The following is a 24659-nucleotide window of genomic DNA, read 5'->3' as shown; positions in this document are numbered from 1 at the left end:
GGTTTGCAGAGTCACTTGTGCAATTACTTGAGTCGTTGCATGAGGTGTCGTCGTGTGATCTTGAAAAGGAATGATCCTTTTCATTAATAAAGCCTTCACCGGGCCCCCATGTCAAACCCGCAGACCATTTTTTTTCGATTGGAAATACAATGTGATCGCACGTGTCAGATTTTCGCTCAACGTGTTCTTTTTGATGAAGCGGCGCACGGATTGAATAATTCTTTGCCTAGCGACCGTTATAGGACTATCTCAATCGCATCATCATGAACCAAGACAACAACTCAAGACGCAAGTTTCTCAAGACCCTTGGAGGGGTGGGAGCCAGCCTTACCGCCGCGAATGCTTTCGCAAACACAGCCAGCAACCCAGCTCCCGCGCGACTCGGCGGTGCGAAGTACATGGGTGGCTTCATTGCGCCCAAGCTCGACACCATCAAGGTGGCCATCATCGGCTGCGGTGCCCGGGGCGGCACTCATTTCGACCATGTCTCCGCCTTTGAAGGGACCGAGTTCGTCGGTATCTGCGATCTCTACGAAGACCTCTGCCAACACGCCAAAAAGAAGGTTCTCGCCAATGGCAAGGGCACGCGTCACCAGGGAGTGAAGCTGTACCATGGCGACAAGCTCGCCTATAAGAAGATGCTCGCGGAAACCAAACCCGATCTCGTTTACGTGGTCACGCCATGGGAATGGCATGCCCCGATGGCCATTGACGCCATGAACGCAGGTGCCCACGTCTGTGTGGAAGTGCCGCTGACCACATCCATCGAGGAATGCTGGAAGGTCATCGACACCTCGGAAAAGACACAGAAACACTGTATGATGCTCGAGAACGTCAACTACGGACGTGAAGAGCTCATGTACCTGAACATGTGCCGGCAAAACATCTTCGGTGAACTCCTGCACGGTGAAGCCGCCTATATCCACGAACTGCGCGGCCAGATGAACGCGGTGGAGGCAGGCCGTGGCACCGGCAGCTGGCGCACCTACCACTGGGCCAAGGAAAACGGCAACCTCTACCCGACCCATGGACTCGGACCCGTGGCCCAGTATATGAACATTGGCCGGACCGATGATACCTTCCGCCGCATCGTATCCTTTTCCTCCCCCGCCCGCAACCACGAGCTCTATGCCAAGAAGCATTTCAAACCGGACAGCAAGCTGAACCAGATCGATTATTCGAAGGGGGGCGATATGAACACCTCCATCATCAAAACCTTCCTGGGACGGACCATCATGGTTCAATGGGACGAAAGCAGCCCGCGCCCATACACCCGCCACAACCTGATCCAAGGCACCAAGGGCACCGCCGCCGGTTTCCCCAACCGGATTGCACTCGACTATGCCGATGGCGAAGGCCTGCCGGACAACCTCTTCAAAGCTCTCACCGGGGGCAAGAGAAAGCACACCAACTACCACGGCTGGACTACAGATCTAAAAGCCTTTTATGATGAGTTCGACCACCCACTCTACAAGCGCATGGCCGCTGTCGCCAAGAAAATGGGCGGGCATGGCGGTATGGACGCCATCATGAACTTCCGTGTCATCGAGTGTATCCGCACAGGACAGCCACTCGACCAGAACGTCTATGAAGGCTGCCTCTGGTCCTCCGTCACCCCACTCACCCGCAAGTCGGTGGCTGAGGACGGTATGCCCCAGGACTTCCCCGACTTCACCCGCGGCCAGTGGAAGACCACCAAACCACTTGCCATTGTCAGCTAGTAAGATTCAGGCCAAGACACATTTCAGGACGGCGACTCCATCACGGGGTCGCCGTTTTTATCCTGGAATCCGCAGTTGGGTGCGTGTGGAACAGAATGTGGCGGCGGTTTATAACCGTCAAGGCCTATGGAAGCATTGACCAGGCGGTTGCAAACCGCCGTCACGTCAACTGCGGATTCCAGGGTGAAACCGAAAAACGGCGGGCCACTTTCGTGACCCGCCGTTGATGATTGGCTATGACCTGGCGACCGGAGGCCGCCGTCACTTTAGGCTTCGGCTGGCTCGGCAGATGCCTCGTTCTGCTTGGCTTCGCGGGCGGCGGCGCGGATGGACATCTTGACGCGTCCGCGGTCGTCGACGCCGATGCACTTGGCAGTGACGACATCGCCTTTTTTGACCACATCCTCGGTCTTCTCGACGCGGCCCTCGGCCAGCTCGGAAATGTGGATGAGGCCGTCCTTGCCGGGCATGATCTGCATGAAGGCACCGAAGTTCGTGGTGGAGACGATGGGTCCGGTGTAAACCGTGCCCACTTCCACTTCCGCGAACATCTGCTTGATCATCTCCATGGCGCGATCGAGGCTTTCCTTCTTGGCCGCGTAGACGTGCACTGTGCCGTCGTCCTCGATGTTGATGTCGGCACCGGACTCAGCCTGGATGCCCTTGATGTTTTTACCACCTGGCCCGATCAGTTCACCGATGCGGTCGGGGTCGATCTTGGTGGATTCGATCCGTGGAGCATACTCGGAGAGAGCGCCCGGTCCGGAGATGGTTTCGTGCATTTTAGCAAGCACCTTCTCACGTCCGCCGGCGGCCTTGACCACGGCTTCCTCGAGAATGGAAAGCGGGATACCGGGAAGCTTGAGGTCAAGCTGATAACCGGTGATGCCTTCGCTGGTGCCACAGAGTTTGAAGTCCATGTCGCCGTAGAAGTCCTCGGAGCCAATGATGTCGAGCAGGGTCTTGTGCGCCTTGATGTTGTCGTTTTCATCCATCTCGGTCACCAGACCGACGGCGATCGCACCGACGGGGCGGATCAGCGGCACACCGGCGTCGAGCAGGGCCATGACCCCGGAACAAACGGTGGCCATGGAGGATGAGCCGTTGGACTCAAGCACCTCGGAGGTCACACGCATGGCGTATGGGAAGTCTTCCTCGGACGGGATGACGGGCTCAATGGAGCGCTCGGCGAGTGCTCCGTGGCCGATTTCACGACGGTTCAGGCCACCGAAGCGACCGGCTTCGCCCACAGAGAATGGAGGAAAGCTGTAGTGCAGGATGAAACGCTTGCTGTCCTCGCCACCGGCGTAGTTGTCAAAGTACTGACGTTCGTCGGCGGGGGCCAGGGTCGCGGTTGCCAGTGCCTGGGTCTCACCACGGGCGAAGATGGATGACCCATGCACGCGTGGCAGCATCCCTGCCTCGGCGTAGAGTGGGCGCAGGGTATCGATGTCACGGCCGTCGGCACGGACACCTTTTTCCATGATCGCAATACGGAATGCCTTTTTCTGGATATACTCGAAACATTGCTCAATCTCGAACTCGGTGACGGTGGGCACACGCTCCTTGAGGGTGGCTTCCACTTCGTCGCGGAGAGCTCCGACTTTCTTGCCACGCTCTACCTTGTTAGGGGCGTAGATGGCGTCCTCGATGCGGTCGCCGGCGACTTCGTAGGCGATCTCAAGGAGATCCTCCTTGGCCACGGTGACGGTGTATTCGCGCTTGGGCTTACCGACTTTGGCGGCAAAGCCTTCGATGGCCTCGACGATGATCGCCACCTGGCTCTGGGCAAAGTGAAGGGCCTTGACAAACTCGGTATCGGGCAGCTCGTTGGCAGCGCCTTCGATCATGATACACTCGGTTTTGTTACCGACGTAAACGAGATCGAGATCGCTCTCCTCACGCTGTTCGAAGGTCGGGTTGACGATGAACTCACCGTCGACACGGCCGACGCGCACGGCACCGATGGGACCCGCAAACGGGATGTCGGAGATGCAGAGGGCGGCGGATGCGCCGTTCATGGAGAGGATGTCGGCATCGTTGATACCGTCGGCGGCGAGCAGCAGCGCGACGATCTGGGTGTCGTAGAGGTAGCCTTTGGGGAAAAGCGGACGCAGTGGACGGTCGGTCATGCGGCAGGTGAGGATTTCCTTTTCGGTGGGACGTCCTTCACGTTTGAAGTAGCCACCGGGGAAAACACCGGCAGCGGCAGCGCGCTCCTTGTATTCAACGGAGAGCGGGAACCAGGTCTGGCCCTCACGGATTTTGGTTTGGGAAACGGCGGTGACAAGCATTACGGTTTCTCCGGATTGCACCTGGACGGCGCCGTCGGCCAACTTGGCCAGTTTACCCGTTTCAAGAGTGATCGGGTTGGATCCCACAGGGATCGTTATTGTTTCAATGTTCATATTCATATTACTTCTTTTCTTCTTTTGCTATTTTTAGCGTTTGGTTGGTTGCCCCTGTTAGCACCGTGTGTGCTCTGATGGTTTTCTTTTTTCAACGTATTCAGTGTGGGGCGGGCGTCTCTTGTTGTATTGTCGGGCAAAGCCTCCAGCCTGAATGAACAGGGACTGGGAAAGGATCAATGCGAGGTCGATCAAAGTGACCCGCGGAAAATTTTCAAAGGCTGAGCCGAAGCTCGTAGGGTTGCGTGAGACAAGAAGCGCAATCCCCGGAGGATAAGCAAAACGGTCACGGAGAAAACCGTGACCGTTGTGCGAAAGTGGTTTAGCGACGCAGTCCGAGGCCCTTGATGAGCTTGGCGTAGCGCTCTTCCGACTGCCCCTTGAGGTAATCGAGAAGTTTGCGGCGTTGGGCAACCATCGTGAGCAGGCCACGGCGGCTGGCGAAGTCCTTTTTGTGCTGACCCATGTGGTCGGTGAGGTGTTTGATGCGCTTGGTGAGAAGGGCAACCTGGTAGTCGGCGCTGCCGGTGTCACCTTCGTGAAGGCGGAAGTCGGCGGGGTTGATTTCAGTTTCTTTGACGTTTTCTGTAGCTTCTGTGCTCATGGTATTGTTTGGTTTCAGACCAGCTCCTTGCCAGTCAGCCCTTGTGCGGGAGGCGGGAATAAAGCAGAATTCCGCAGGATTGCAAGGGTTAATGCGACATTCTCTCCGAATTTAAAACCCTTACCAGCTCAAGGCACCTGTTGCGCAGGAACCATATATCCGGGATCCAGAGAGGCCAGGCGCGACCGCAAACTGGCCAACTCGGCGGTATAAGCGACTGTAGCCCGCTCGAAACGCACTGCCCGTTGCTCCCAGGTTTCCAGGCTACCCGGGACTGATTTGCTGCCAATCGTCGTAATGCGGTAGCGTGGCCGATAGCTTCTCACGTAGTATGATCCCAGGCTCGTATTGTAGTAGCGGTAACTATAAGACGAACTCGAATAGGTTCTGCTGCGACGGAGACTCTCCTGGTAAGTCACCTTGTTTCTGGCGAGGCCTGCCTCCAATTGTGCTGCAGCAAGCTTCGCAGTGGTTACCGCTATCTGGCTGCGAAGCGTGGCAATTTCCCTGGTTCTGGATTCGCTTTTTTCAGCCCTGTATTTCTCTTGCACACGAAGGTCGATCTTTGTTCTCGCAACGGCTTGACGTTTTCGCTCGACACTGGCCGCCTCTGCCATCTCAACGGCGGAAAACATGAGTTTTTTCTGCCAATCCATAGGCATCTGCCTATAGCCGAGCCGGGTGGCACCCGTGCGGTGAGAAATCGAGACCCCCATGGGCGTAACATCCGTAACACGCACATCATAATAGTCCTTCCCCATACGAGAGGTAATGGTGTCGTAGGTTTTACCAATAGCCTCACTGCGAACGGCCTCGCGATACTGCAACCGATGCGCTTCTTTTGCCTCTGTGATGAGCTTCGCGGTGGACTGCCCGGCTTTGAGTATTTCCCGGAGTATATCAGCCTCTTTTGCCGCATTGGCTGCTTGCTGCTGCAACTCTTTGGCAATGGCTGCCTGCTGCAAATTCCGGGCTGCCGCCTCATGCTTGCGGGAAATAACACCTATTTGGGTTTCCAGCTTGGTAATCCGGCTGTTTAGTCGGTCGTTTTCATCCTTGAGTCCATGACTTCCCTCAAACGACAACTTGGACCCGATATCTGAAACAAGCCCTAGGAACAGACCGGCAAAAACCAAAATGATCATACCAATCACAAAAAATACGACCCCTGACAGGTCTTCCTCTGTGAATGGATTTCGCATCGACGACTTGGGTTAAATTACTTGGTCATCAATTGACGCAATTCGTTTTCCAATGCACTGATATCAGCACTGGTCTTGTCACTTTCTCTTTGCTTTGAAGCAATATAAGATCTCAGCTTCTCTACAGACTGGAGGTAATTCGCGGCCCTTGCCTCTTCTTGCTGAGCCAATGCTCCCTGCATTGATTGACGGCCTTGCGCCCTTGCCGCGTCTGCTTTCGATCGATGCTCGGCGGCTTTAGCTGTCGCTCTTTCTGCGGCGGCAGTTTTTGAGACAATCGCTGCCTCAGCCGAGGCAATACTCTGGGTTAGTTGGCTTAACTCAAACTTGCGCGTATTCAGTTTAGTCTTGAGAGCATTGATCTGGAGGGACTTGGCATAGGCTGCCGATCCTTTATTTGCCCTTATGAGCCTGGCTTCCTTGTTTTTATTTGCAATGGCCGTATCCGAATCCGAATACTGGAAACGATCCAACATATCATCCGGCAAAAGGGTACGCTTTATCAGAGTTCCACCGTTTTTGTGGCGGATGTCCATACCCTCTGCGGATACCCTGCGAATCACAACATCCTCGTAAGTTTTTCCGTTTTTGATGGTCAGGCTTGCGATTTTCTCACCCACCGCACGCGCGCGCTCGGTGAGCCGGTATTTTTCTTTGTAATCTTGGAACTTCTTCTGAGTAATAGAGATTTTATCGCCCGCAGCAGCCACTGCACTGGTAGAGGTTACGATATCGGCTTGTTTTCGTTTCAGCTCGGTCTGCAATTCGGCTACTTTTTTTGCGGACTCACGCTTGGCTACGTAGTCATCGCTTTTTTCCTGCCACTTGGACTTCTCGTCTCCAAGAATGAGTATGTATCTCTCCTTTTCCTTGATCTGGGAGTAAATGCTTTTCTTGCTACCTGAATCATCTTCCAAGACCAGGAAAGCCAAACTTCCGAAACCAAGTAACACAGCCAGCCCCAAGATGAGGCCGATGACTCCAGGCCCTTTTGAACTCGTTAATAAATCATTGATCATAATTGAATTTTGATAGATTTAATGAGAGTCTGCCTTACTCGTTGATTGGGTATTTTTTCTGATAGTCCCTAAACTCTTTCTCTAACTTTTCATGGCTTGCCTCCAGGTCCATCTTTTCGTTATCGAGTTGTTCGAGCTGCTCGAGTGCCTTCTTCAAAGCTGAATTCGCCTCGCTTATGAGAGCCGTCTGATCACCCGGGTCCTCTCCAATCTCCATTTCCAACAAGCCAACCTGTTCTTCAAGCTCGGAAACCTGCTTGCGAAGATCCTCATTTTTCCGGACGAGTGCTTTATCTTCACAGGATGTCAGCAGAAATACAGCAAACGCGGAAAGGACAAGTCGATGGGCAGTGCTATCGTGTAGTTTCATGGAAATCAGCATGTAAAAACTCAACATGGCCTCCTTGGATGCAAAAAAGGAGATGGATTGAAAAAGGTCGATCAAGTGATACCCCTGCCATCTAACTGCGTCAATTGTTCTTTTTGAAAAAACGAGTGGCTGACGAGCCTGACACTCTCAAGCTTTGACAAGCTTGGCGAAACGAGAATAATCGCGTCGCGATGTCAGACGCTACCCAGACTAAATTACCCAAGTTGTATATCCCCGGACCGGTGGATATTGCCCCTGAAACCTACGAAGCCATGTGCCAGCCTATGATGGGCCACCGCGGCAGCGACTTCGAGGCCCTTTACGCCAGTATCCAGCCGGGATTGAAAAAAATCCTCGGCACCGAACGGCCGGTGTATCTTTCCACCTCCTCCGCGTGGGGGGTGATGGAGGGTGCGATCCGCAACCTGGTGCAGACCAAGGTGCTCAACCTCTGCTGTGGAGCTTTTTCCGACAAGTGGTATGGGGTGGCCGAAAGCTGTGATAAGCAGGCCGAGAAGGTCCAGGTCGAATGGGGTCAGCCGATAGATCCGGAGGCCGTGCGCGCCAAGCTCTCCGAGGGTGGTTTTGATACGGTGACCATGGTTCACAATGAAACATCCACCGGCGTGATGAACGACCTCGCTGGTATTGCCGCGGTGGTGAAGGAATTCCCCGGTGTGTTGCTCGTGGTCGACACGGTATCGTCACTTTCCGCCGTGCCGATCGAAATGGACCAGCTCGGGATTGATGTGGTGCTCGCCGGTGTGCAGAAAGCGTTTGCCCTGCCTCCGGGGCTGTCCGTTTTTGCTATTTCGGAAGCGGCTCTTGAACGAGCATCCACCACCAAAGGACGTGGATACTATTTCGACTTTGTCGAGTTTGATAAAAACGCCGCGAAAAACAACACGCCGTCGACCCCAGCCGTTTCCCTGCTTTACGCTCTCCAGCACAAGGTGAATGCGATAATGGAGGAGGGACTGGAGGCGCGTTTTGCGCGTCACGAAAAACTCAATGGCATGGTCCACGCATGGATGGAGAAACATGGATTCAAGAACTTCGCCCCCGAGGGGTATCAATCCAAGACCTTGACCGCCATCGACAACACCGACGGCCGGCTCGACGTGCCCGCATTCATCAAGGCATTGAGAGCCAAGTATAACGTGCTCATCAACGGCGGCTACGGCAAGGTCAAGGGGCTTACCTTCCGCATTTCCAACATGGGTAATGAGACCGAGGAAACGATGCAGGAACTCATCGACCAGCTCGATGATGTGATTGTGGATTTCCTGTAAATCCTGACCGATGCGAACTTTGCAAGCAGTCTTGGCCAACAGACGCCAAGGCTGCTTTTGGGTGACTACTTTCTGGCGGCTCCCGATACGATGGCTTTGGCGCGCGCCTTGGCGGCTTCGAGAAACTGCTTGGCCACAGGTTTCAATGCGCCTTGGTAAACGATACCAATTTCCAAGGCCGGGAAATCAACCAGCTCGATCGCCTTCACTCCCTTGGGAAGTTCTGCACCGGGGATTTTAACGGTGATACCCGCCCCGAACCCGCAACGGACAAACTGCTGCACGCCATCGAGGGAGTCGACCTCCACCGCGACCGGCCAGATGAGTTGCCGCGCATCGACCTCCTTCTGGAAAAGCTGCATGACCTCCTCGTTTGCAGGCAGCCCGACCAGCGGCACATTGGCCCGCAGCTCACCTGATGTATCGTCGAGCAAGTCCGACAGCGACTTTGCCTTGTGTCGGGCAGGCAGAAGAAGCGCCAGGGGCAGTCGCATCAACTCAACCGCCTTGAGTCCATCGCTGAGTCGTGGGTGGATCACACTCACCGCCAGGTCCGCCTGCTGCCGGACCAGGAAATCCTGCACATCGGATGGCTCGGCATCGCGCAGGGTGAGGCGGAGTCCCGGGATATGCTCCCTGAGGTCAGCTAACAACTCGGGCAGGTGGTGGCGCAACACTGAGGCGGATGCACAAATTCTCAGGTGCCTGCTTTCCTCCCCCTTCAGTCGGGATTCAACATCACCCAGGCGTGAGAAAAACGGGTAGACGTGGTCGTAGAGTTCATTGCCGGCATCGGTCAGGCTGAATGGCCGACGGTTAAACAATTTGACACCGAGGCTCTTTTCCAACTGCAGCAACTGGCCGCTCACGGCGGGCTGCTGGATACCGTATGGCATTTTCCTAACAGCGGCGGTGATCCCCTCATACTTTGCCACGTAGTAAAACAGCTCAAGGTGGTGCACGTTCATGCGGGACAGCATAAGCCTTTAACTTGCAAATACCAAACTCCAAATACCAGGCATGGGATTTCGGTTATTGGTCGATTGAAATGACCTTGCCTGTGGCGGTGGTATGGATAGAATACCGGCCAGCAAGCGATCCACTGTCATGGCCAAAGGATATGATCAACACCAGCAACGCCAGATGGCGTTATCTGCATTTGGCAAGGATCTTGCTAGACGGGCCAAGTCCAAGTGCGAGCTTTCCGGGGAGGCTAACGTGCCTTTGCATATTTATGAGATGCCGCCGGTGCCTAACGAGCCCGATTCAGGCCGGTGCCTGCTGCTCTGTGAGAAGGTCATCGACCAGTTAAACAAACCCAGCTTGATCGTTCCCGACCAGTGGCGGCACCTGGGGGAACTCATCTGGAGCGAAACACCAGCCGTGCAGGTCATGGCCTGCCGGATTCTCAGCTACATTGCCAAACAGGAAAACTGGGCACGGGACATTCTGGACGAAGCGTATCTGGATGATGAGGTGATGGAGGAGGCAGCTAAGGCGGGGCTTTGACGTGGCGGCGGTTGGTAACCGCCGCGCCTTCTTCCATCTGTTTGGACGAGGCGGTTTCAAACCGCCGTCACCTCACCCTCTTGGGTGGAATTTCCTATGGATGGACTTAAGGCCTTTCTGGTCGACGTGGGTGTAGATCTGGGTGGTGGCGATATCGGCATGGCCTAACATATCCTGGATCACCCGGAGATCGGCTCCGTTTTGCAGAAGGTGGGTGGCGAAGGAATGGCGTAACAAGTGCGGGTAGACATTCTGTTCCAGCCCTGCGGCCTTGGCGCGTTGTTTGACGATTTCGCGGACGCGCTCCGGGCTGAGTTTGCCACCGCGGATGCTCAGGAAGATCCAGGACGAGGTCTTTTTTTTCACCAGCTCCGGGCGTTCGTTTTTCAAATAGGCCGCCACCGCCTCACGGGCTTTCCCGCCCACGGGGACAATCCGGGTCTTACCGCCTTTACCCGTGACGCGGATAAAACCTTCGTCGAGGTCGAGGTTTTCGAGTCGGGCACCACAGAGCTCGGACAAGCGCAGGCCCGATGCATAAAAGAGCTCGAGGATTGCGAGATCGCGTCGACCTAACAACTTCGCCACATCGACCGATTCGAGCAGCGAGCTGACGTGCTGTTCATTGAGTGTTTCCGGAAGGTGTATTTCGCCCCGTGGGGGCAATAGCGGCTCGGCGGGATCGGCTTTGATCATGTTGAGGCCGGCGAGTCGACGGAAAAATATCTTCAGGTGCACCATGTTAATACGCAAAGATGCGGCGGAGAGCCCCTGCCCTTTTTGATAGGAAAGAAAATCGGACAGCTCCTGGGTGCCGATGTCATCCCAGCTGGAGACCCCCTTTTTTTCCACCCAGGCGACAAGCGCGTCCAGCGACTGCCGCACCGACAGCTGATAGGCGGTGGACAGCCCGCGCTCCGTGGCGATGTAGAGCAGAAACTGGTCGATTTGCGAAGTCACGCGTAAGTTATACCTAAAATGACGGAGCGAGCAAACCCTTCGCTACTCCGGTCCCTCTGCCTTCGATTCCTCGTTCGGATCGATTTTGCGGAACAAGACCTGCTCGACGCGGCGACCGTCGGTGCTGGTGACTGTGGCTTCATAACCTTCCACCACAAGCGTTTCCTCAAGTTCGGGGATATAACCCAGTTCGCGGGTGATGTAGCCGCCGACCGTGGTGATGTCACCGCTTTCGAGATCGAGTTCAGGGATATGATCGGAGAGTTCATTCAAGGTCAGCGCCCCTTCGGTGATGAATTCATTTTCGTTGATCCTCTTGATTGAGCTGGTATCGCTGTCGAACTCGTCCTGGATATCACCGACCAGCTCCTCCATGATGTTGTCCATGAAAACGAGGCCTGCGGGGTCGCCATGTTCATCCACCACCATCGCCAGATGGGCGTGCTCCTTGAGGAAAAACTGCAGCAACACATCAAGGGCCATCGTTTCCGGCACCACCTTGAGAGGGCGCTTGATCCGGATCAGGTCCGGGTCCTCGTCGTTGACCAAGGTCAGGATGTCTTTGATATGGATCAAACCAAGGGCGTGGTCGAGATGACCTTTCACCAGGGGAAAGCGGGTGTGTTGACTGCGGGTGGCAACCGCGAGGTTTTTTTCAAAATCAGAATCCACATCCAGGACGACCACCTCACTACGGGGCGTCATCACATCCTTGACTGAAATATCATTGAGTTCGAGCGCGTTGATCAGGATCTCCCGCTCGGTATCGGTGACCTCATCATGCTTTCCGCTCTCCTCCACCAGCAGGGCCAGCTCCGTGGCCGAGTGCACATCGGTATGGCCGGCGGGCTCGACGCGGAAGACTTTTTTCAAAATGAAGTTAGCCGTGCTGTTGATGATATGGATCGCCCAGCCAAACACCTTGTAGAACAGGTGCAGCGGGCCGATGAGATGCAAGGTGGTTCCAACAGGTTTGCGTATGGCGAGAACCTTGGGAACCTGTTCGCCGATGATCACGTGGACAAAGGAGAACGAAATAGCCGCGATGGTGATGGAGATACCCCGCACCAGCCATTTGGGGAATTCGGGGGCAAGATCCAATAAAAACGGACCGACAAAGTGAGCCACCAAGGGCTCGCCTAACATACCGAGGACGAGCGATGCCACGGTGATACCAAGTTGGCCGGCCGAGAGGTAGCCATCCAGCATACCGAGGGCGTGTAGAGCGAGGTTCGCTTTGACCGGTTTTTTCCCCTGGACTTCGATGAGCTGGCTCTTGCGGACCTTCACCAGCCCGAACTCAGCGGCAACAAAGAGCGCGTTGAGAATCAGGAAGACCGTGATTCCGATAAGATATTTCACCACCAGATCCCAGGTCGGGTATTCCGTGTATAATGCGCCTCCAGAGGCCAGGATGTCGAATGAAGCCACCATCACTGTTTTTCGTAGACGCCCTCATCGCGCTTTTCCAAGACCGTGAAACCCGCCTTTTTGGCGTCGCTGATCGATAATGGTTTGGCGATCCGGGGCGTATTCACCCTGCTGATCACCTTTTTCACCGGGTTCTTGCACAAGGGGCAAGTGCGTAATGCTTCACGGTCAACAGGTCGGCGCAGTTCAAATCCCCTCGCGCAGACGCGGCAACTTCGCTCCGGGTCGTCGGCATGTTCTGAAATATATTCGTAGAGGGGCATTCCTGTTTATTGGATGTGATCTGTGATGCTTTTCGTAGGCAACAAAGAAGTAGACGACAAAGACGCAAGGCAGTAATCCCTTGCGGGTTCCACCTTGCGCCAAAAAAGTATCACAACGGTGTCAAACTTACCAGCTTGACTTGGTGACGCCTGGAATCATTCCATGCGAAGCAAGCTCACGAAATGCGATACGTGAAAGCTTGAAACGACGGAGGAATCCATGACGGCGGCCGGTGTATTCACAACGGTTCACCAAACGTGTGGGGCTCGAGTCGCGAGGCAGCATGCTGAGGCCTACATAATCCTTCTCATCCTTGAGCTGCTTACGCAGGTCTGCATACTTTGCGACGGTTGCTTGCTTGCGCTTGTTGCGCGCGATCCATGATTTCTTTGCCATAACGGGGGGGCGGAAATAGCGGATCGGGCGAGCAAATCAAGCCATTTTTGCTTAAATCTTCACTTTTCTTGCCCTACGGTCGATTCCGGTTGCCTCCGCGCCTTCTCCAGACTTAATTCCCACCATCATGTCGATCACACCTTTCCACTACCAAGAACCTTTTCCCCTGGGCCCTGACACCACTGAATACGAGCAAATCAGCACCGAGGGTGTAAGCACCGCTGAATTTGAAGGTGAGACCATCCTCAAGATTGCGCCTGAAGCCCTGACGATGCTGGCCAACGAAGCGTCGAAGGCCATTTGCTTCAAACTCCGCAGTTCCCACCTCAAACAAGTCGCCGCCATCCTCGATGATCCGGAAGCCACCGACAACGACCGTATGGTCGCACTGATGCTACTTAAAAACGCGGAGATCGCCTCCCACGGCATCCTGCCTGCCTGCCAGGACACGGGAACCGCCATCGTCATGGGTAAAAAAGGCCAGAACGTCCGCACCACCGGCGACGACGCCGAACACCTTTCCCGCGGTATCCATAAAACCTACACCGAGGAAAACCTGCGCTACTCGCAGTCGTCCCCGCTGACCATGTACGACGAGGTCAACACCAAGACCAACCTGCCGGCCCAGATCGACCTCTACGCCACTGAGGGTGACGCTTACAAGTTTCTCTTTATTTCCAAGGGCGGCGGGTCAGCCAACAAGACCTACCTCTATCAGGAAACCAAAGCCCTGCTCAATCCCGCCAGCCTGAAGGCGTTTTGTATTGAGAAAATGAAGTCCCTCGGCACGGCGGCCTGCCCCCCCTACCACCTCGCGATTGTGGTGGGTGGAACGTCTGCGGAAACATGTCTGAAAACCGTGAAGATGGCATCAACCCGGTATTACGATGAACTTCCAACCGAAGGCAACGAGCACGGCCAGGCATTCCGTGACACCCAGATGGAGGAAGAACTCCTGATCGCCGCGCGCGAGATCGGTATCGGTGCGCAGTTTGGCGGCAAGTACTTTGCCCTGGACGTGCGGGTGATCCGGCTCCCCCGACACGGTGCCTCCTGCCCGGTCGGCATCGGTGTTTCCTGTTCAGCCGACCGGCAAGCCAAGGCCAAGATCACCAGGGACGGGGTTTTCCTCGAGAAGCTTGAAACCAACCCCGGTCAGTATATCCCCGAGAAATACAAGGACTGGAAGTTCAGCGGCGTCAACATCAACCTCGATGAAGGCATGGACAAGGTGCTGGAAACGCTGGACAAGTACCCCGTCACCACTGCGGTGTCGCTGACGGGAACCATCATCGTGGCCCGTGACATCGCTCACGCCAAGCTCAAGGAACGACTGGAAGCCGAGGGTGACCTGCCGCAGTATTTCAAAGACCACCCCGTTTACTACGCCGGCCCGGCAAAAACCCCCGCGGGTTACGCATCGGGATCGTTCGGCCCGACCACAGCGGGGCGTATGGACGGATACGTCGACCTTTTCCAAAAACATGGCGGCTCGATGGTGATGCTCGCCAAGGGCAACCGCTCCCAGCAAGTCACTGACGCCTGTAAAAACAACGGAGGTTTTTACCTCGGTTCAGCCGGTGGCCCTGCCGCACTGTTAGCCACCGACAACATCAAGGAACTCGAGGTGCTCGAATACCCTGAACTCGGGATGGAAGCCGTTTGGAAAATCAAAGTGGAGAACTTCCCCGCATTCATTCTGGTCGACAACAAAGGCAACGACTTCTTCCAGCAGATCAACCAGTGTCCGGTTTGCTAAGGAAATACAGACTATCATACAGGCCATAATATTAACTTGCCACCAGCCGCGAGGGGTGATATGGCATTGGTCGTGTGTAAATCAAGCTCTTCAAAAACAAGGAAGGTGGCGGGGTTGATCGCTGCTTCAGTAACCTTACTTACTACGCCATCAAAAGCACTCAACATCGAGCTGGACTATAGCTACGATGCGGGAACCGATCATTTTTTTGAAACCAATGAACGGGCAAAGTCGGCTTTGGAAAAGGCGGCGGCAGATATCAGTGCCCTTATCAACACGACATTGGCACCGGTTCAGGAAACCTATACGGGCTCTGATGGTTTTACCTCGGTGACCTTCGACTGGGATTACCTCTTCATTAATCCCACTGACGGAACCCAGGAGTCAATTTCGAACCCTTCCCTGGCCGCCAACACAGTCAAAATTTTTGTGGGCGTCCGCGAACTGGCTGGGGTCACTTTGGCATCCGGAGGCCCAGCGGGCGTGCAGTTAGGCATTTCCGCTTCCAACATCTCACCCACCTACCTGCAAAACGCCATTGATGAAGCCGTTGTCAATTCAAACAACGGGATCGGTCGTGGCGCTGGCCCAGTCATTCAAAATATCAACGGAACCACATTGTTCGGAGGTTATCCCGGAAGCTACAACCTCGATATTGGCGCCGGCATCGGCAACCTGTGGTTCGACGTGGACACTGACAACAAAAAAGGCAAAGACAGTGACAGCACATTGGAAAGTTTTTGGCACTTTGATCACACCACGCCAGTGGACGCGGGAAAATACGATTTATACTCGGTCGCTTTGCACGAAATGCTTCACGTTGTTGGACTAGGCACTTCCACTACTTGGGACGATCAAATCAGCGGAGCGACCAACTGGACAGGCAGCCACGTCATCAACCTTTACGGCACAGGCAACGGATTGATCGAATCTGGCAGTGGCCACGTCGCCGATGGAACCATGAGCACCCGCCTGGACAACGGGTCCTCACAAACTGCCGTTGTAGTGCCGTTCATCGGCATGGGGGAACGCCGTTTACTGACCGAACTGGATGCCGCATTCCTAAGGGACCTCGGCTACAGTACCGTCCCTGAATCATCCTCTACGATACTCATTCTATCGGCCACCGTTTTCCTTTTTCTTAGGAGAAACAAACAACCAGTTGGCCGACCCATTTAGCCTGCGCAACAAAGATTTGTTTTGACGAAACGGCACGGTCTTTGCTAGCATTGTCCCACTATGAAGAAACTACTCGTCCCCGCCCTAGCTTTGTTAGCTATCTTTTTAGCACCAAGCGCAGAAGCCACTACCACCGAAGCCAAGGGTCGTGCCCTTAAAATCGCCCAGGCCTTGAAAAAGCAGGGTATTAGCTTCCGCAACGATTATTGGCACGGTCTGCTCCGCAAAGGCGGCAGCACAACGATCAAAACCACGCTCAAGGCTGGCACTGAGTATGTGCTCGTAGGAGGCGGCTGCTCGGATGCCTATGACGTCGATATCATCCTCTATGATGAAAACATGAACGAGGTCGGTCGCGACACCAAGGTGGATGCCGTTCCAGTCGTGCGGGTCAAGCCCAAGTGGTCAGGCACCTTCTATATCAAAATGCAGATGTCTAACAGCACATACAATGGTGCCCACTACGCGCTCATCATCGGTTACAAATAAGCACAACAACCAACAACTAACAACGCATAACCATTCGTTCCCCGCGCGCTCTTCAGCGTGCGGGGATTTTTTGGCTCTTTTATCTGGATAAGAACACGTCGGCAGGCCACCTGACAACCAGGAAATGGCCTATCTCTGCAACAAGACCACCACAAGCGAATAGGCAAAGGCCACACCTACCAGCAACCCGCCTTCAATACGTGAGAGCCTCATCCGGGACCACATCAACGGGATGATAATGACAGTCAGTCCCAGCATCACACCAAGATCGATCCATGAGATTGCATCGCCATTGATCGGTTTGACCCCGGCGGTAATCCCGATGACGGCGAGCAGATTGAAAATACAGGAGCCGATGGCATTACCGGTGATGATATCCCCCTGGCGCTTGAGGGCAGCAACAACGGAGGTTGCCAACTCAGGGAGCGATGTCCCCAGCGCAAACAAGGTCAGCGAAATAATGACATCGGGCACGCCGAACCACTCGGCGATTTTCTCTCCGTGGTCCACCAGCCAGTCGGCGCCCACCACGAGGGTCACGATGCCAAGCAGAATGAATCCCAGGTCGGTGAGTATCCGGAGGCCTCCTTTTTTCGCTTGCTCGATCTCCTTTTTCTCAAACTCCTCGAATTCGTCAGCTCCCACTATGTGCCTCGAGTTCTTGGAAAGCCTGACACTGGCTGCGATGTAAACCAGGATACCTACAAAAAGGACTCCCCCTTCCCATCGGCTGAGATGTTTATCCATCATCATCACAGCAAATACGATCGAGCTCACCAGCAGGATGGGTAGCTCACGCAGGATCAGTTGGGAGTGGATGACCACCGGGCGGATCAATGCCGCTACTCCAAGAATCAGCGCGATATTAAAGATATTCGACCCCACAATATTCCCCAGCGCCATATCCGGACTCTCCTGGCTGGCTTCGATTTGAAATCCGAACCATCCCGCAGGAGTTGCAATCACCTCGGGTGAGTTTGCCTTCAGGCAAACCAGTAGCTCCGGCATACTTGTCCCGAACGCCACCACTGTCAGCCCGACAACCAGGGGGGAAATGCCCAGTCGTAGCGCAATCTCAGAAGCCCCCTTCACCAGCCACTCGGCTCCATAATAGAGACATACCAGACCACCGGTCAGCCAGAGAAAATGCATTGTCAGTTCCACAGGCGGGAATATGTACACGCTTCGTTGTTAAATAAACTTCAAACTTGTTCGAAATGTGATTACAGAGCCCGCATGTCAACGACCTATAAGATCTCCGTACTCGCCGGCGACGGCATTGGCCCTGAAGTCATGGACGCCTCCATGCTTGTGCTCGACGCAGTCAGCGAGAAGTTTGCCATCACCTTTGAAAAAGACGTCCAGCTCGTCGGGGGCGCCGCCATCGATGCCACAGGTTGCCCGCTTCCTGGGGAAACGGTTGCCTCCTGCGAAAAGGCCGACGCCATTCTCTTTGGCTCGGTGGGTGGTCCTAAATGGGAAAAACTCCCGCCCGATCAACAGCCCGAGCGTGGCGCGCTACTTCCACTGCGCAAAAAGTTCAACCTCTTTGCCAACCTTCGCCCGGGTGTCTGCCTGCCCTCGCTGACCCATGCGTCACCGGTCAAAAACGAACTCATCCCGAATGGTTTCGACGTCCTCTGCGTGCGCGAGCTCACCGGCGGTATCTATTTTGGCCAACCCAAAGGCATCAGTGTGGTGGATGGCGAACCCGTTGCCGTCGATACCATGGTCTACAAAAAAAGTGAGATCATCCGCATCGCCCACATCGCCTTCAACGCCGCCATGGCTCGCAACAAACGTCTTTGCTCGGTCGACAAAGCCAACGTCCTGCAAAACTCCGTCCTGTGGCGCGAAACGGTCATTGAAGTCTCCAGGGAATACCCGGAGGTCACACTCTCCCACCTCTACGTCGACAACGCAGCCATGCAGCTCATCAAGCAGCCCGGCTCGTTTGATGTGCTGGTCACCGGCAACCTCTTTGGCGACATTCTTTCTGATGAAATGGCGATGATCTCCGGCTCCCTTGGTATGCTGCCGAGCGCCTCATTAGGCAATAAAAACGACAACGGCCTCTACTTCGGTATGTATGAACCCTCGGGGGGATCCGCTCCCGACATTGCAGGTCAAGGCATTGCCAACCCGATTGCCCAGATCCTTTCCGCCGCCATGATGCTGCGCTATTCGCTCGGTGAAAACGACGCTGCCGATGCCATCGAAGCCGCGGTCAACATGGCGATTGATTCAGGACTCCGCACCGGTGACCTGTTTACCGGTAAAGTAGGTGAAACCAAGGTGGGCACCGTGGCAATGGCTGAGGCGATTGCGAATGCGATCTAGACAGTAGGGCGGCTTTGCAAGCTGTCGCCAAGCAACCCAAGGACGCACACCCTGTCGGCAGCTTGCAAAGCCGCCCTACCTGGTCCATACCAGAGCCACGGCCACGCCTAACAAAGCCACTCCAAAGACAAGGTCGAACCAGTGCGCCGATTTCAGATAAAGCTCGCGTACGGCTGACGCCTGCAACAGGAAGACCCACGCGCACCAAAGGAGCAAGCCTTCCAACACAATCGTCACACACAACATCACAGGCCACCCTTGTGGTGTATCCTTGATGACCAGAAAAGGCGCGGTCACTCCGGCAAGAAAGACAGCGACTTTCGGGTTCAACAGGTTGCAGAACAGGCCACGCCTCCAACACGCCGACGCCGATTCATCGATCACCATGCTGCCACCTACATCCAGTCGACCCGATTTCAAGCCACTGCGGATCAGCTGACAACCTAGCCAGACGAGATAAGCAGCGGCGACCCACTTCAGGGAAACAACCAGCCACCCGCCTTGCCCGAGGATGGCGGCAACACCTGTTACAGCAATGGTGGCATGCACCGCCAAGCCAGAGGCGATGCCGATGGCCGTCCAGCACCCGGGCATACGTCCCGATGCCAACGCGGTGCGGGTCAGCAGCAACATGTCGGGACCCGGGCTGAACTGCCCAAGCGCCATCACACCTACAAAAACCAGCCACTCTCCAGTCCACCCGGGCATTTTCCCATTATTGTTAGAAATCCTTGCGGGCAAACATCCAGCACGCCACTCCGAGGATACAGAACTCGAAGGCTAACGAAGTGCCGATGATGTAGGCCGCCGAATGCCGGTTATCATAATCCTCCATCGCCTTGGCTTCGCGCTGCTCTTGAGGCGTGGCTCCGGCTTCAAGGAACTCGGACATTTTGGTCATGTTTTTGCCGCGTACGGTCACCTTGTTTTTTAAGAGATAAGTGGCGTCCCGTGTCTTGGGCAACGGGGTGCCGATCGCTTTCACAATACGGTAGAATTTCTCCATCCCCTCGTCCACCTCCAGCTGCTCGCCGGTTTTCCGGGTTTGCCCGTCACCGATATCCACGGACAAGCCGGATGCCGGTGCCACGTAGGTGAACTTGTAAATCACACTCTCGGTCCATTGGACGGCGAGTGTCACCCCCCATACCAACAATGCCATCAACAGGGAAAACAGGGTGGATCTCGTCCACACCGCCGTAAGCACCGCCACCGAGTAAATCAGGCTGAACACAAAGGTCAGTAATAACACAGCCCAGAAAATCTCAAGGTTCCACGCATTCATCCTCACGCCGTGGGCAATAAAGACGATCAGGCAGAACACAAAAACCTGGATGGCCACAAACAACAGACTGCCCAGGTACTTGACAAGGAACAAGGTGACCCGGCTCATCGGCTTTGAAATCGCCACATCAATCGATCCCGCGGTCAGAAAATCGGGAAACACGGGACACACCGAAATCAAGGCCAGGACCAGGGCAAACAATCCGAGCCAGAGCGGCACAAGATAATCGGTAAACAGCATCATGTAGAGGTATTCCGCAAAAATACTCCCCTCCACAATCACATCACTCTCAATGTGATAGGCGCCGAAAAGCACCGAGATCCCCTGCGGGGTAAAGCCCACCGAAGCGTAGGTCATCGCTATCAACAGCGTAAGGAACAACACCACCCAGAACAGCTTCTTCGCCGCCAACAAGCGGTATGAGTCCCACAGTATTGTTAGAATTTGCCTCATTGTGAATGCTCCTTTCCTGGCAATTGCGGCGGTGCCGCCCCTTTGCGGGTGCCGCCCACCCCGCCGTCTCCGACAGACTCCATAAAAAGCTCTTCCAACGACTGCCGGACTTCCCCCATCTCGACGATGGTTACACCCTCTGCGCGCAAGGCGTCAATCACCGGCTGCATGGGGCCGGGATCCCGCTGGTAAACACTCAGGGTATGCCCTGCGACCTCGATTCCATCCGCCTGCATCCTACGCTGCAAGTCCGCAGAAACATCACCCTGGATTCGGAGTTCATAACGCTGGCTTTTTTCGGTCAGCTCGGCGATCGTGCCCTGCCTGACAATCTCCCCCTTGTCCATGATCGCCACACTATCGCAGATCATCTCCAACTCTCCTAGCAGGTGACTGTTGATAAACACAGTCCGACCCTCGTTGCGCATTTGTTGCAGCAGGGTTCTCATTTCGAGTCGCCCCTTGGGGTCCACCCCATCCGTTGGTTCGTCAAGAAACACAATCTCCGGATCGTTCACCAGTGCCTGGGCAAGGCCGATGCGTTGTTTCATTCCCTTGGAGTAGGTGCCCATCCGGTGGTTTCCCCAGTCTTGCATGCCCACCAATTCCAGCAACTCCCCGGTTCTCTTTTTTGCGGAGGCTCGTGATATACCGGACAGCCCGGCAACGTAACGGATCACCTCCCCCCCCTTCAGGTATTCAGGAAACCGCGCGTGTTCAGGCAGGTAACCCACTCTGGCCAGGGTGGGCTTGTGCCCCACGGGTAAACCTAACATGGTGCCCGAGCACCGGGTCGGCCGCACAATGCTCATCAGGATTTTCACCAGGGTGCTTTTACCGGCGCCGTTCGGTCCCAGCAGGCCAAAAATACCACCCCGGGGGACCTGCAACGAGACTCCGCGCAGGGCCTCCACCCCGCCACGGTATCTCTTCCGGGTTTCCGCAATATCTATGACAACTTCAGGCACGGGCGTCATCAAACACCAGCCCGGACAATTATCAATTGTTAATTATCGGCGACCTGTGCGCTCGGCGCCCCTGATTTTCTTCGCACTAAACGTCTCACCGCAGTAAGGGCAGCAATAGTGACCTTTGAACAGGACGGAAAGCGCGACAGCAAGGCGGTAGCTGCCCAGCACGGCTTTTGCATTTCTGTGTTTCTGGCATTTTCTACCCGACCACATGGGCGTCATGCAGAGAGAACAGCGCAGCTCCGACCCTTTGATATAAAAAACCACCAGTGATATCAACCAGAATGCGAGCAGGCCAAGACTCGCATACAGCCAGGTTTCGTTATATTGATAGGTGCTGTACCCCACCGCCACCAGGGCACTGATCCCCATGACTACATTGACAAGGACATGGTAGGCGCCCCTCCTCAAGAGGCGCAAAGAATGGTTGGATCGCTGATGGTGCATCGGTTGATAGGTCTGGCAGGTAAACTTGTGGTCGACTCCTCTTGACGTCCGGACACGGCCTGCATGCGACCTGCCGAAGACCTACTCGTTCGCCCGAGTAATGCACGCACAAAAAACACCCCTGAGCCAACTGCCCACCCTGCCCGGACGGCACTCTTTTTAAAAAGACATTATTATCCTTGCATAAATATTAAATAAATACTAAATTTCAATCAATCCCGAGTTAAATGGGCATGAAACACACAGGTTTTTTAATTTTGCCATTCATCACCTTGACCCCTGTGATGGCGCTCAACATCAAACTCGACTTCCTCCACGACGAGCATGCTGACCGCTTCTTTGCGACGAATCCCCAAGCCCGGTCAGCTGTCGAGAAAGCCGCCAAAAACCTGGGCGACATACTCACTAACAGCCTCCATCAAATCAATAAAGACATCTATTCCGGCAGCAACGGCGGAACCACTGCCAGCTTCGACTGGTCGTGGACCTACCTCGACCCCGTCACCGGGGCCACCCAGGTCATCACCAACCCGAGTATTGAAGCCGACACCATCGTTATCTATGTCGGCACGCGGGCGATGACCGACCATTCACTCGGTCGTGGTGGAGCAGGTGGTGCGATTGTGCAACTCACAGGTGCGGGCATTCCCACCGAGTGGATTGGTGCCGTGGATGCCGCCGAAGCATCTTCTAACACATCGATGAGACGTGGTGCGGGTCCGCTCATCAATACCATTTCCGGAGTAGCCAACTATGCTGGCTATGAAGGGAAATATGACCTCGAATACGGTATCTCAGTGGGCAACCTGTGGTTTGATGCCGACACTAACAATGATGGCAAGCGTGACTCCGATACCATACTCTCAGACTTCTGGCACTATGATGCCGATACCCCGGTGGCAGCCGGAAAAACGGATCTCTATTCGGTGGCACTGCACGAAATCATGCACGTCCTCGGGGCCGGGACATCCCAGACGTGGAACGCCAAGACCGATAACCAGAACAGGCTCGGCAGCGACAGCATCAGTCTGGCAGCCAGCTCCAAGCTCATCGCCGATGACGGCTATCACCCCTTTGACAGCCTGGTGAGCCAGCGCGTAAACGATGGACTCGACCAAAGCAGTGCCCTGTCTCTAGGAATCGTGCCAGGGGAGCGCAAGGAGCTCACCGCGCTGGACCTTGCGTTTCTTCGTGACCTTGGCTTTGACACCCTGGATGTAGTGCCCGAACCATCCGCGCTGCTGTTACTCTGTTTTGCCAGCCTGGCCGGCGTTTGGAAAAAAACACGGTAGCCCCCCCCTGTCAGCGCGGCCTATTTTTAGAAATAAACCCCTCCTGCACAGCCCTCCCGATGCATTTCTTTACAAAAAACCAGTGACAAGATGCTTGTTTTTTTATATTTTAGCTTTCAGTAATATTCTACTTGATGAAATTTGAAAAAGTTCATACGTGCTATGGCAGTCATTTAACTGCTGCCCGATATGAAACATGTGTGTGTCGCCCTACTATCCCTGTCCACCTCGGTAATGGGTCTCAACATTCAGCTGGATTTCTTCCACGATGAGGCTGCGGACAAGTTTTTCTCATCCAATCCCAAAGCCGCCTCGGCCGTGGAAAAGGCCGCCAAGGACATCGGCGACCTGCTTACCAACAGCATGGCGAGGATCAGTAGTGATCTCTATAGCGGCACCTATGGCAGCACCACAGCGCGGTTCGACTGGTCATGGAGCTACATCAATCCTGTCACCGGAGCCCATGAAACGATCAGCCAACCCAGTATCGACGAGGACACCGTCGTTATCTATGTGGGCACCCGCAAACTCAGTGGCCAGACACTTGGTCAGGGAGGTGCCGGCGGAGCCGGTGTGATCATTTCCGGGGCTGGTTATTCCCACGAGTGGATTGATGCTGTGGATCTCGCTGAAGCCGCCTCCAACGCCTCCATGCCGCGGGGCAGCGGCCCGACGATGGGTACCATCTCTGGTGCAGCCAACTATGCCGGTTACATTGGACGCTACGAACTCGGCTACGGCCTCTCGGTCGGCAACCTCTGGTTCGACTCCGACACCGACAACAACGGCTCCCGCGATTCGGACGCCACCCTGGAAAGCTTCTGGCATTACGATGCCTATTCACCCGTCGCCGCCGGGAAAACCGATCTCTATTCGGTGGCGCTGCACGAAATCCTACACGCGATAGGCCTCGGCACCTCCGAGACATGGGACAACCTCATCAACGGCACCGAATGGCTCGGCACCGAGGCTTCCCTTGCCGCCGGTACATCCAGCCTCATTTCCAGCGACGGCCATCATGCCCTGAGCGGACTGATGAGTGCGCGTATCAGCGACGGGGTCATGCAAGAAGCCCTGATTTCCCCGTCCATCACCCCGGGCAGCCGCAAGGAACTTACCGAGCTTGACCTGGCCTTTCTCACTGACATCGGCTTCAGCGCACCTGAGTCGGTTCCCGAGGCATCGACGATCGCTTTGCTGGCAGGAGCCCTGATGATGGTCATCCCAAGGAGAAAGCGTTGATTTCCTATGATCCTGCCCAATTGTGT

The 24659-nt window shown here is 55.1% G+C and carries 24 protein-coding genes; 9 read left to right on the top strand and 15 right to left on the bottom strand.

Going from position 1 to position 24659, the window contains the following annotated elements:
• Positions 1-263: 263 nt before the first annotated feature.
• Positions 264-1721 (top strand): Gfo/Idh/MocA family oxidoreductase, encoded by a 1458-nt coding sequence (locus H7A51_03585; GenBank protein MCP5535300.1) that lies wholly within the window; start codon positions 264-266, stop codon positions 1719-1721.
• A 266-nt stretch (positions 1722-1987) separates the two neighbouring features.
• Here the strand turns inward: H7A51_03585 and H7A51_03580 are convergent, their stop codons facing one another.
• The 5 genes from H7A51_03580 to H7A51_03560 form a co-directional block, all read right to left on the bottom strand.
• Positions 1988-4129: a polyribonucleotide nucleotidyltransferase gene (locus tag H7A51_03580; GenBank protein ID MCP5535299.1), complete on the bottom strand. Its 2142-nt coding sequence runs from the start codon at positions 4127-4129 to the stop codon at positions 1988-1990.
• 322 nt (positions 4130-4451) lie between these two features.
• A complete protein-coding gene (gene rpsO, locus H7A51_03575) occupies positions 4452-4733 on the bottom strand; it encodes a 30S ribosomal protein S15 (GenBank protein MCP5535298.1) in 282 nt (93 codons plus the stop codon).
• 128 nt (positions 4734-4861) lie between these two features.
• Complete coding sequence (locus tag H7A51_03570) at positions 4862-5935, bottom strand: hypothetical protein (GenBank protein ID MCP5535297.1); 1074 nt, start codon at positions 5933-5935, stop codon at positions 4862-4864.
• Positions 5936-5952: 17 nt separating this feature from the next.
• Positions 5953-6954, bottom strand: a complete 1002-nt coding sequence (locus H7A51_03565; protein ID MCP5535296.1) for a hypothetical protein — start codon at positions 6952-6954, stop codon at positions 5953-5955.
• A gap of 34 nt (positions 6955-6988) precedes the next feature.
• Complete coding sequence (locus tag H7A51_03560) at positions 6989-7324, bottom strand: hypothetical protein (protein ID MCP5535295.1); 336 nt, start codon at positions 7322-7324, stop codon at positions 6989-6991.
• A 191-nt stretch (positions 7325-7515) separates the two neighbouring features.
• Here H7A51_03560 and H7A51_03555 point away from each other — a divergent pair, with 191 nt between their 5' ends.
• Positions 7516-8616 carry an alanine--glyoxylate aminotransferase family protein gene (locus H7A51_03555; protein MCP5535294.1) on the top strand — a complete coding sequence of 367 codons (1101 nt, stop codon included), beginning with the start codon at positions 7516-7518 and terminating at the stop codon, positions 8614-8616.
• 65 nt (positions 8617-8681) lie between these two features.
• On the opposite strand, the gene H7A51_03550 is transcribed toward H7A51_03555, so the two are convergent.
• Positions 8682-9584, bottom strand: coding sequence for a LysR family transcriptional regulator (locus H7A51_03550; protein ID MCP5535293.1), 903 nt, complete (start codon positions 9582-9584; stop codon positions 8682-8684).
• A gap of 139 nt (positions 9585-9723) precedes the next feature.
• Here H7A51_03550 and H7A51_03545 point away from each other — a divergent pair, with 139 nt between their 5' ends.
• A complete protein-coding gene (locus H7A51_03545; protein MCP5535292.1) occupies positions 9724-10125 on the top strand; it encodes a phnA protein in 402 nt (133 codons plus the stop codon).
• 72 nt (positions 10126-10197) lie between these two features.
• On the opposite strand, the gene H7A51_03540 is transcribed toward H7A51_03545, so the two are convergent.
• From H7A51_03540 to rpsN, 4 genes are all read right to left on the bottom strand, one after another.
• Entirely contained in the window at positions 10198-11085 is an 888-nt protein-coding gene (locus H7A51_03540) for a tyrosine recombinase (protein ID MCP5535291.1), read from the bottom strand.
• A gap of 42 nt (positions 11086-11127) precedes the next feature.
• Positions 11128-12516 (bottom strand): HlyC/CorC family transporter, encoded by a 1389-nt coding sequence (locus tag H7A51_03535; protein ID MCP5535290.1) that lies wholly within the window; start codon positions 12514-12516, stop codon positions 11128-11130.
• Positions 12517-12518: 2 nt separating this feature from the next.
• A complete protein-coding gene (locus H7A51_03530; protein MCP5535289.1) occupies positions 12519-12779 on the bottom strand; it encodes a zinc ribbon domain-containing protein in 261 nt (86 codons plus the stop codon).
• Between the two features lie 127 nt (positions 12780-12906).
• The gene (gene rpsN, locus H7A51_03525) at positions 12907-13176 is read right to left on the bottom strand and encodes a 30S ribosomal protein S14 (GenBank protein ID MCP5535288.1); all 270 of its coding nucleotides are present in this window, start codon (positions 13174-13176) and stop codon (positions 12907-12909) included.
• 127 nt (positions 13177-13303) lie between these two features.
• Between rpsN and H7A51_03520 the strand changes: the two genes are divergently transcribed.
• From H7A51_03520 to H7A51_03510, 3 genes are all read left to right on the top strand, one after another.
• On the top strand, positions 13304-14935 hold the full coding sequence (locus tag H7A51_03520) for a fumarate hydratase (protein ID MCP5535287.1): 1632 nt from the start codon (positions 13304-13306) through the stop codon (positions 14933-14935).
• 105 nt (positions 14936-15040) lie between these two features.
• The gene (locus H7A51_03515) at positions 15041-16114 is read left to right on the top strand and encodes a PEP-CTERM sorting domain-containing protein (GenBank protein ID MCP5535286.1); all 1074 of its coding nucleotides are present in this window, start codon (positions 15041-15043) and stop codon (positions 16112-16114) included.
• A gap of 60 nt (positions 16115-16174) precedes the next feature.
• Entirely contained in the window at positions 16175-16603 is a 429-nt protein-coding gene (locus tag H7A51_03510; GenBank protein MCP5535285.1) for a hypothetical protein, read from the top strand.
• Between the two features lie 129 nt (positions 16604-16732).
• Here H7A51_03510 and H7A51_03505 read toward each other — a convergent pair whose 3' ends face one another.
• The gene (locus tag H7A51_03505) at positions 16733-17755 is read right to left on the bottom strand and encodes a calcium/sodium antiporter (GenBank protein ID MCP5535284.1); all 1023 of its coding nucleotides are present in this window, start codon (positions 17753-17755) and stop codon (positions 16733-16735) included.
• An 84-nt stretch (positions 17756-17839) separates the two neighbouring features.
• Between H7A51_03505 and leuB the strand changes: the two genes are divergently transcribed.
• Positions 17840-18943: a 3-isopropylmalate dehydrogenase gene (gene leuB, locus H7A51_03500; protein MCP5535283.1), complete on the top strand. Its 1104-nt coding sequence runs from the start codon at positions 17840-17842 to the stop codon at positions 18941-18943.
• Between the two features lie 75 nt (positions 18944-19018).
• Here leuB and H7A51_03495 read toward each other — a convergent pair whose 3' ends face one another.
• Genes H7A51_03495 through H7A51_03480 form a run of 4 tightly spaced genes read right to left on the bottom strand, consistent with a single transcriptional unit; the run spans position 19019 to position 22099 of the window.
• A complete protein-coding gene (locus H7A51_03495) occupies positions 19019-19651 on the bottom strand; it encodes a LysE family translocator (GenBank protein ID MCP5535282.1) in 633 nt (210 codons plus the stop codon).
• A 13-nt stretch (positions 19652-19664) separates the two neighbouring features.
• A complete protein-coding gene (locus H7A51_03490) occupies positions 19665-20681 on the bottom strand; it encodes an ABC transporter permease (protein MCP5535281.1) in 1017 nt (338 codons plus the stop codon).
• On the bottom strand, positions 20678-21649 hold the full coding sequence (locus H7A51_03485) for an ABC transporter ATP-binding protein (protein MCP5535280.1): 972 nt from the start codon (positions 21647-21649) through the stop codon (positions 20678-20680). Before H7A51_03485 ends, H7A51_03490 begins: the two co-directional genes overlap by 4 nt.
• Before the next feature lie 42 nt (positions 21650-21691).
• Entirely contained in the window at positions 21692-22099 is a 408-nt protein-coding gene (locus H7A51_03480; protein ID MCP5535279.1) for a hypothetical protein, read from the bottom strand.
• A 233-nt stretch (positions 22100-22332) separates the two neighbouring features.
• Here H7A51_03480 and H7A51_03475 point away from each other — a divergent pair, with 233 nt between their 5' ends.
• Positions 22333-23391 carry a hypothetical protein gene (locus H7A51_03475; GenBank protein MCP5535278.1) on the top strand — a complete coding sequence of 353 codons (1059 nt, stop codon included), beginning with the start codon at positions 22333-22335 and terminating at the stop codon, positions 23389-23391.
• Positions 23392-23580: 189 nt separating this feature from the next.
• Entirely contained in the window at positions 23581-24633 is a 1053-nt protein-coding gene (locus H7A51_03470; protein MCP5535277.1) for a hypothetical protein, read from the top strand.
• Positions 24634-24659: the final 26 nt, after the last annotated feature.

It is taken from the genome of Akkermansiaceae bacterium, assembly GCA_024233115.1.
Lineage (GTDB): Bacteria > Verrucomicrobiota > Verrucomicrobiia > Verrucomicrobiales > Akkermansiaceae > Oceaniferula.
This window is presented reverse-complemented; position numbering and strand designations above follow the sequence as displayed.

Coding starts and splice junctions, on each gene's coding strand:
- H7A51_03585 (MCP5535300.1), top strand. CDS start 264: ATGAACCAAGACAACAACTCAAGACGCAAGTTTCTCAAGACCCTTGGA.
- H7A51_03580 (MCP5535299.1), bottom strand. CDS start 4,129: ATGAACATTGAAACAATAACGATCCCTGTGGGATCCAACCCGATCACT.
- rpsO (MCP5535298.1), bottom strand. CDS start 4,733: ATGAGCACAGAAGCTACAGAAAACGTCAAAGAAACTGAAATCAACCCC.
- H7A51_03570 (MCP5535297.1), bottom strand. CDS start 5,935: ATGCGAAATCCATTCACAGAGGAAGACCTGTCAGGGGTCGTATTTTTT.
- H7A51_03565 (MCP5535296.1), bottom strand. CDS start 6,954: ATGATCAATGATTTATTAACGAGTTCAAAAGGGCCTGGAGTCATCGGC.
- H7A51_03560 (MCP5535295.1), bottom strand. CDS start 7,324: ATGAAACTACACGATAGCACTGCCCATCGACTTGTCCTTTCCGCGTTT.
- H7A51_03555 (MCP5535294.1), top strand. CDS start 7,516: ATGTCAGACGCTACCCAGACTAAATTACCCAAGTTGTATATCCCCGGA.
- H7A51_03550 (MCP5535293.1), bottom strand. CDS start 9,584: ATGAACGTGCACCACCTTGAGCTGTTTTACTACGTGGCAAAGTATGAG.
- H7A51_03545 (MCP5535292.1), top strand. CDS start 9,724: ATGGCCAAAGGATATGATCAACACCAGCAACGCCAGATGGCGTTATCT.
- H7A51_03530 (MCP5535289.1), bottom strand. CDS start 12,779: ATGCCCCTCTACGAATATATTTCAGAACATGCCGACGACCCGGAGCGA.
- rpsN (MCP5535288.1), bottom strand. CDS start 13,176: ATGGCAAAGAAATCATGGATCGCGCGCAACAAGCGCAAGCAAGCAACC.
- H7A51_03520 (MCP5535287.1), top strand. CDS start 13,304: ATGTCGATCACACCTTTCCACTACCAAGAACCTTTTCCCCTGGGCCCT.
- H7A51_03510 (MCP5535285.1), top strand. CDS start 16,175: ATGAAGAAACTACTCGTCCCCGCCCTAGCTTTGTTAGCTATCTTTTTA.
- H7A51_03505 (MCP5535284.1), bottom strand. CDS start 17,755: ATGCATTTTCTCTGGCTGACCGGTGGTCTGGTATGTCTCTATTATGGA.
- leuB (MCP5535283.1), top strand. CDS start 17,840: ATGTCAACGACCTATAAGATCTCCGTACTCGCCGGCGACGGCATTGGC.
- H7A51_03495 (MCP5535282.1), bottom strand. CDS start 19,651: ATGCCCGGGTGGACTGGAGAGTGGCTGGTTTTTGTAGGTGTGATGGCG.
- H7A51_03490 (MCP5535281.1), bottom strand. CDS start 20,681: ATGAGGCAAATTCTAACAATACTGTGGGACTCATACCGCTTGTTGGCG.
- H7A51_03480 (MCP5535279.1), bottom strand. CDS start 22,099: ATGCACCATCAGCGATCCAACCATTCTTTGCGCCTCTTGAGGAGGGGC.
- H7A51_03475 (MCP5535278.1), top strand. CDS start 22,333: ATGAAACACACAGGTTTTTTAATTTTGCCATTCATCACCTTGACCCCT.
- H7A51_03470 (MCP5535277.1), top strand. CDS start 23,581: ATGAAACATGTGTGTGTCGCCCTACTATCCCTGTCCACCTCGGTAATG.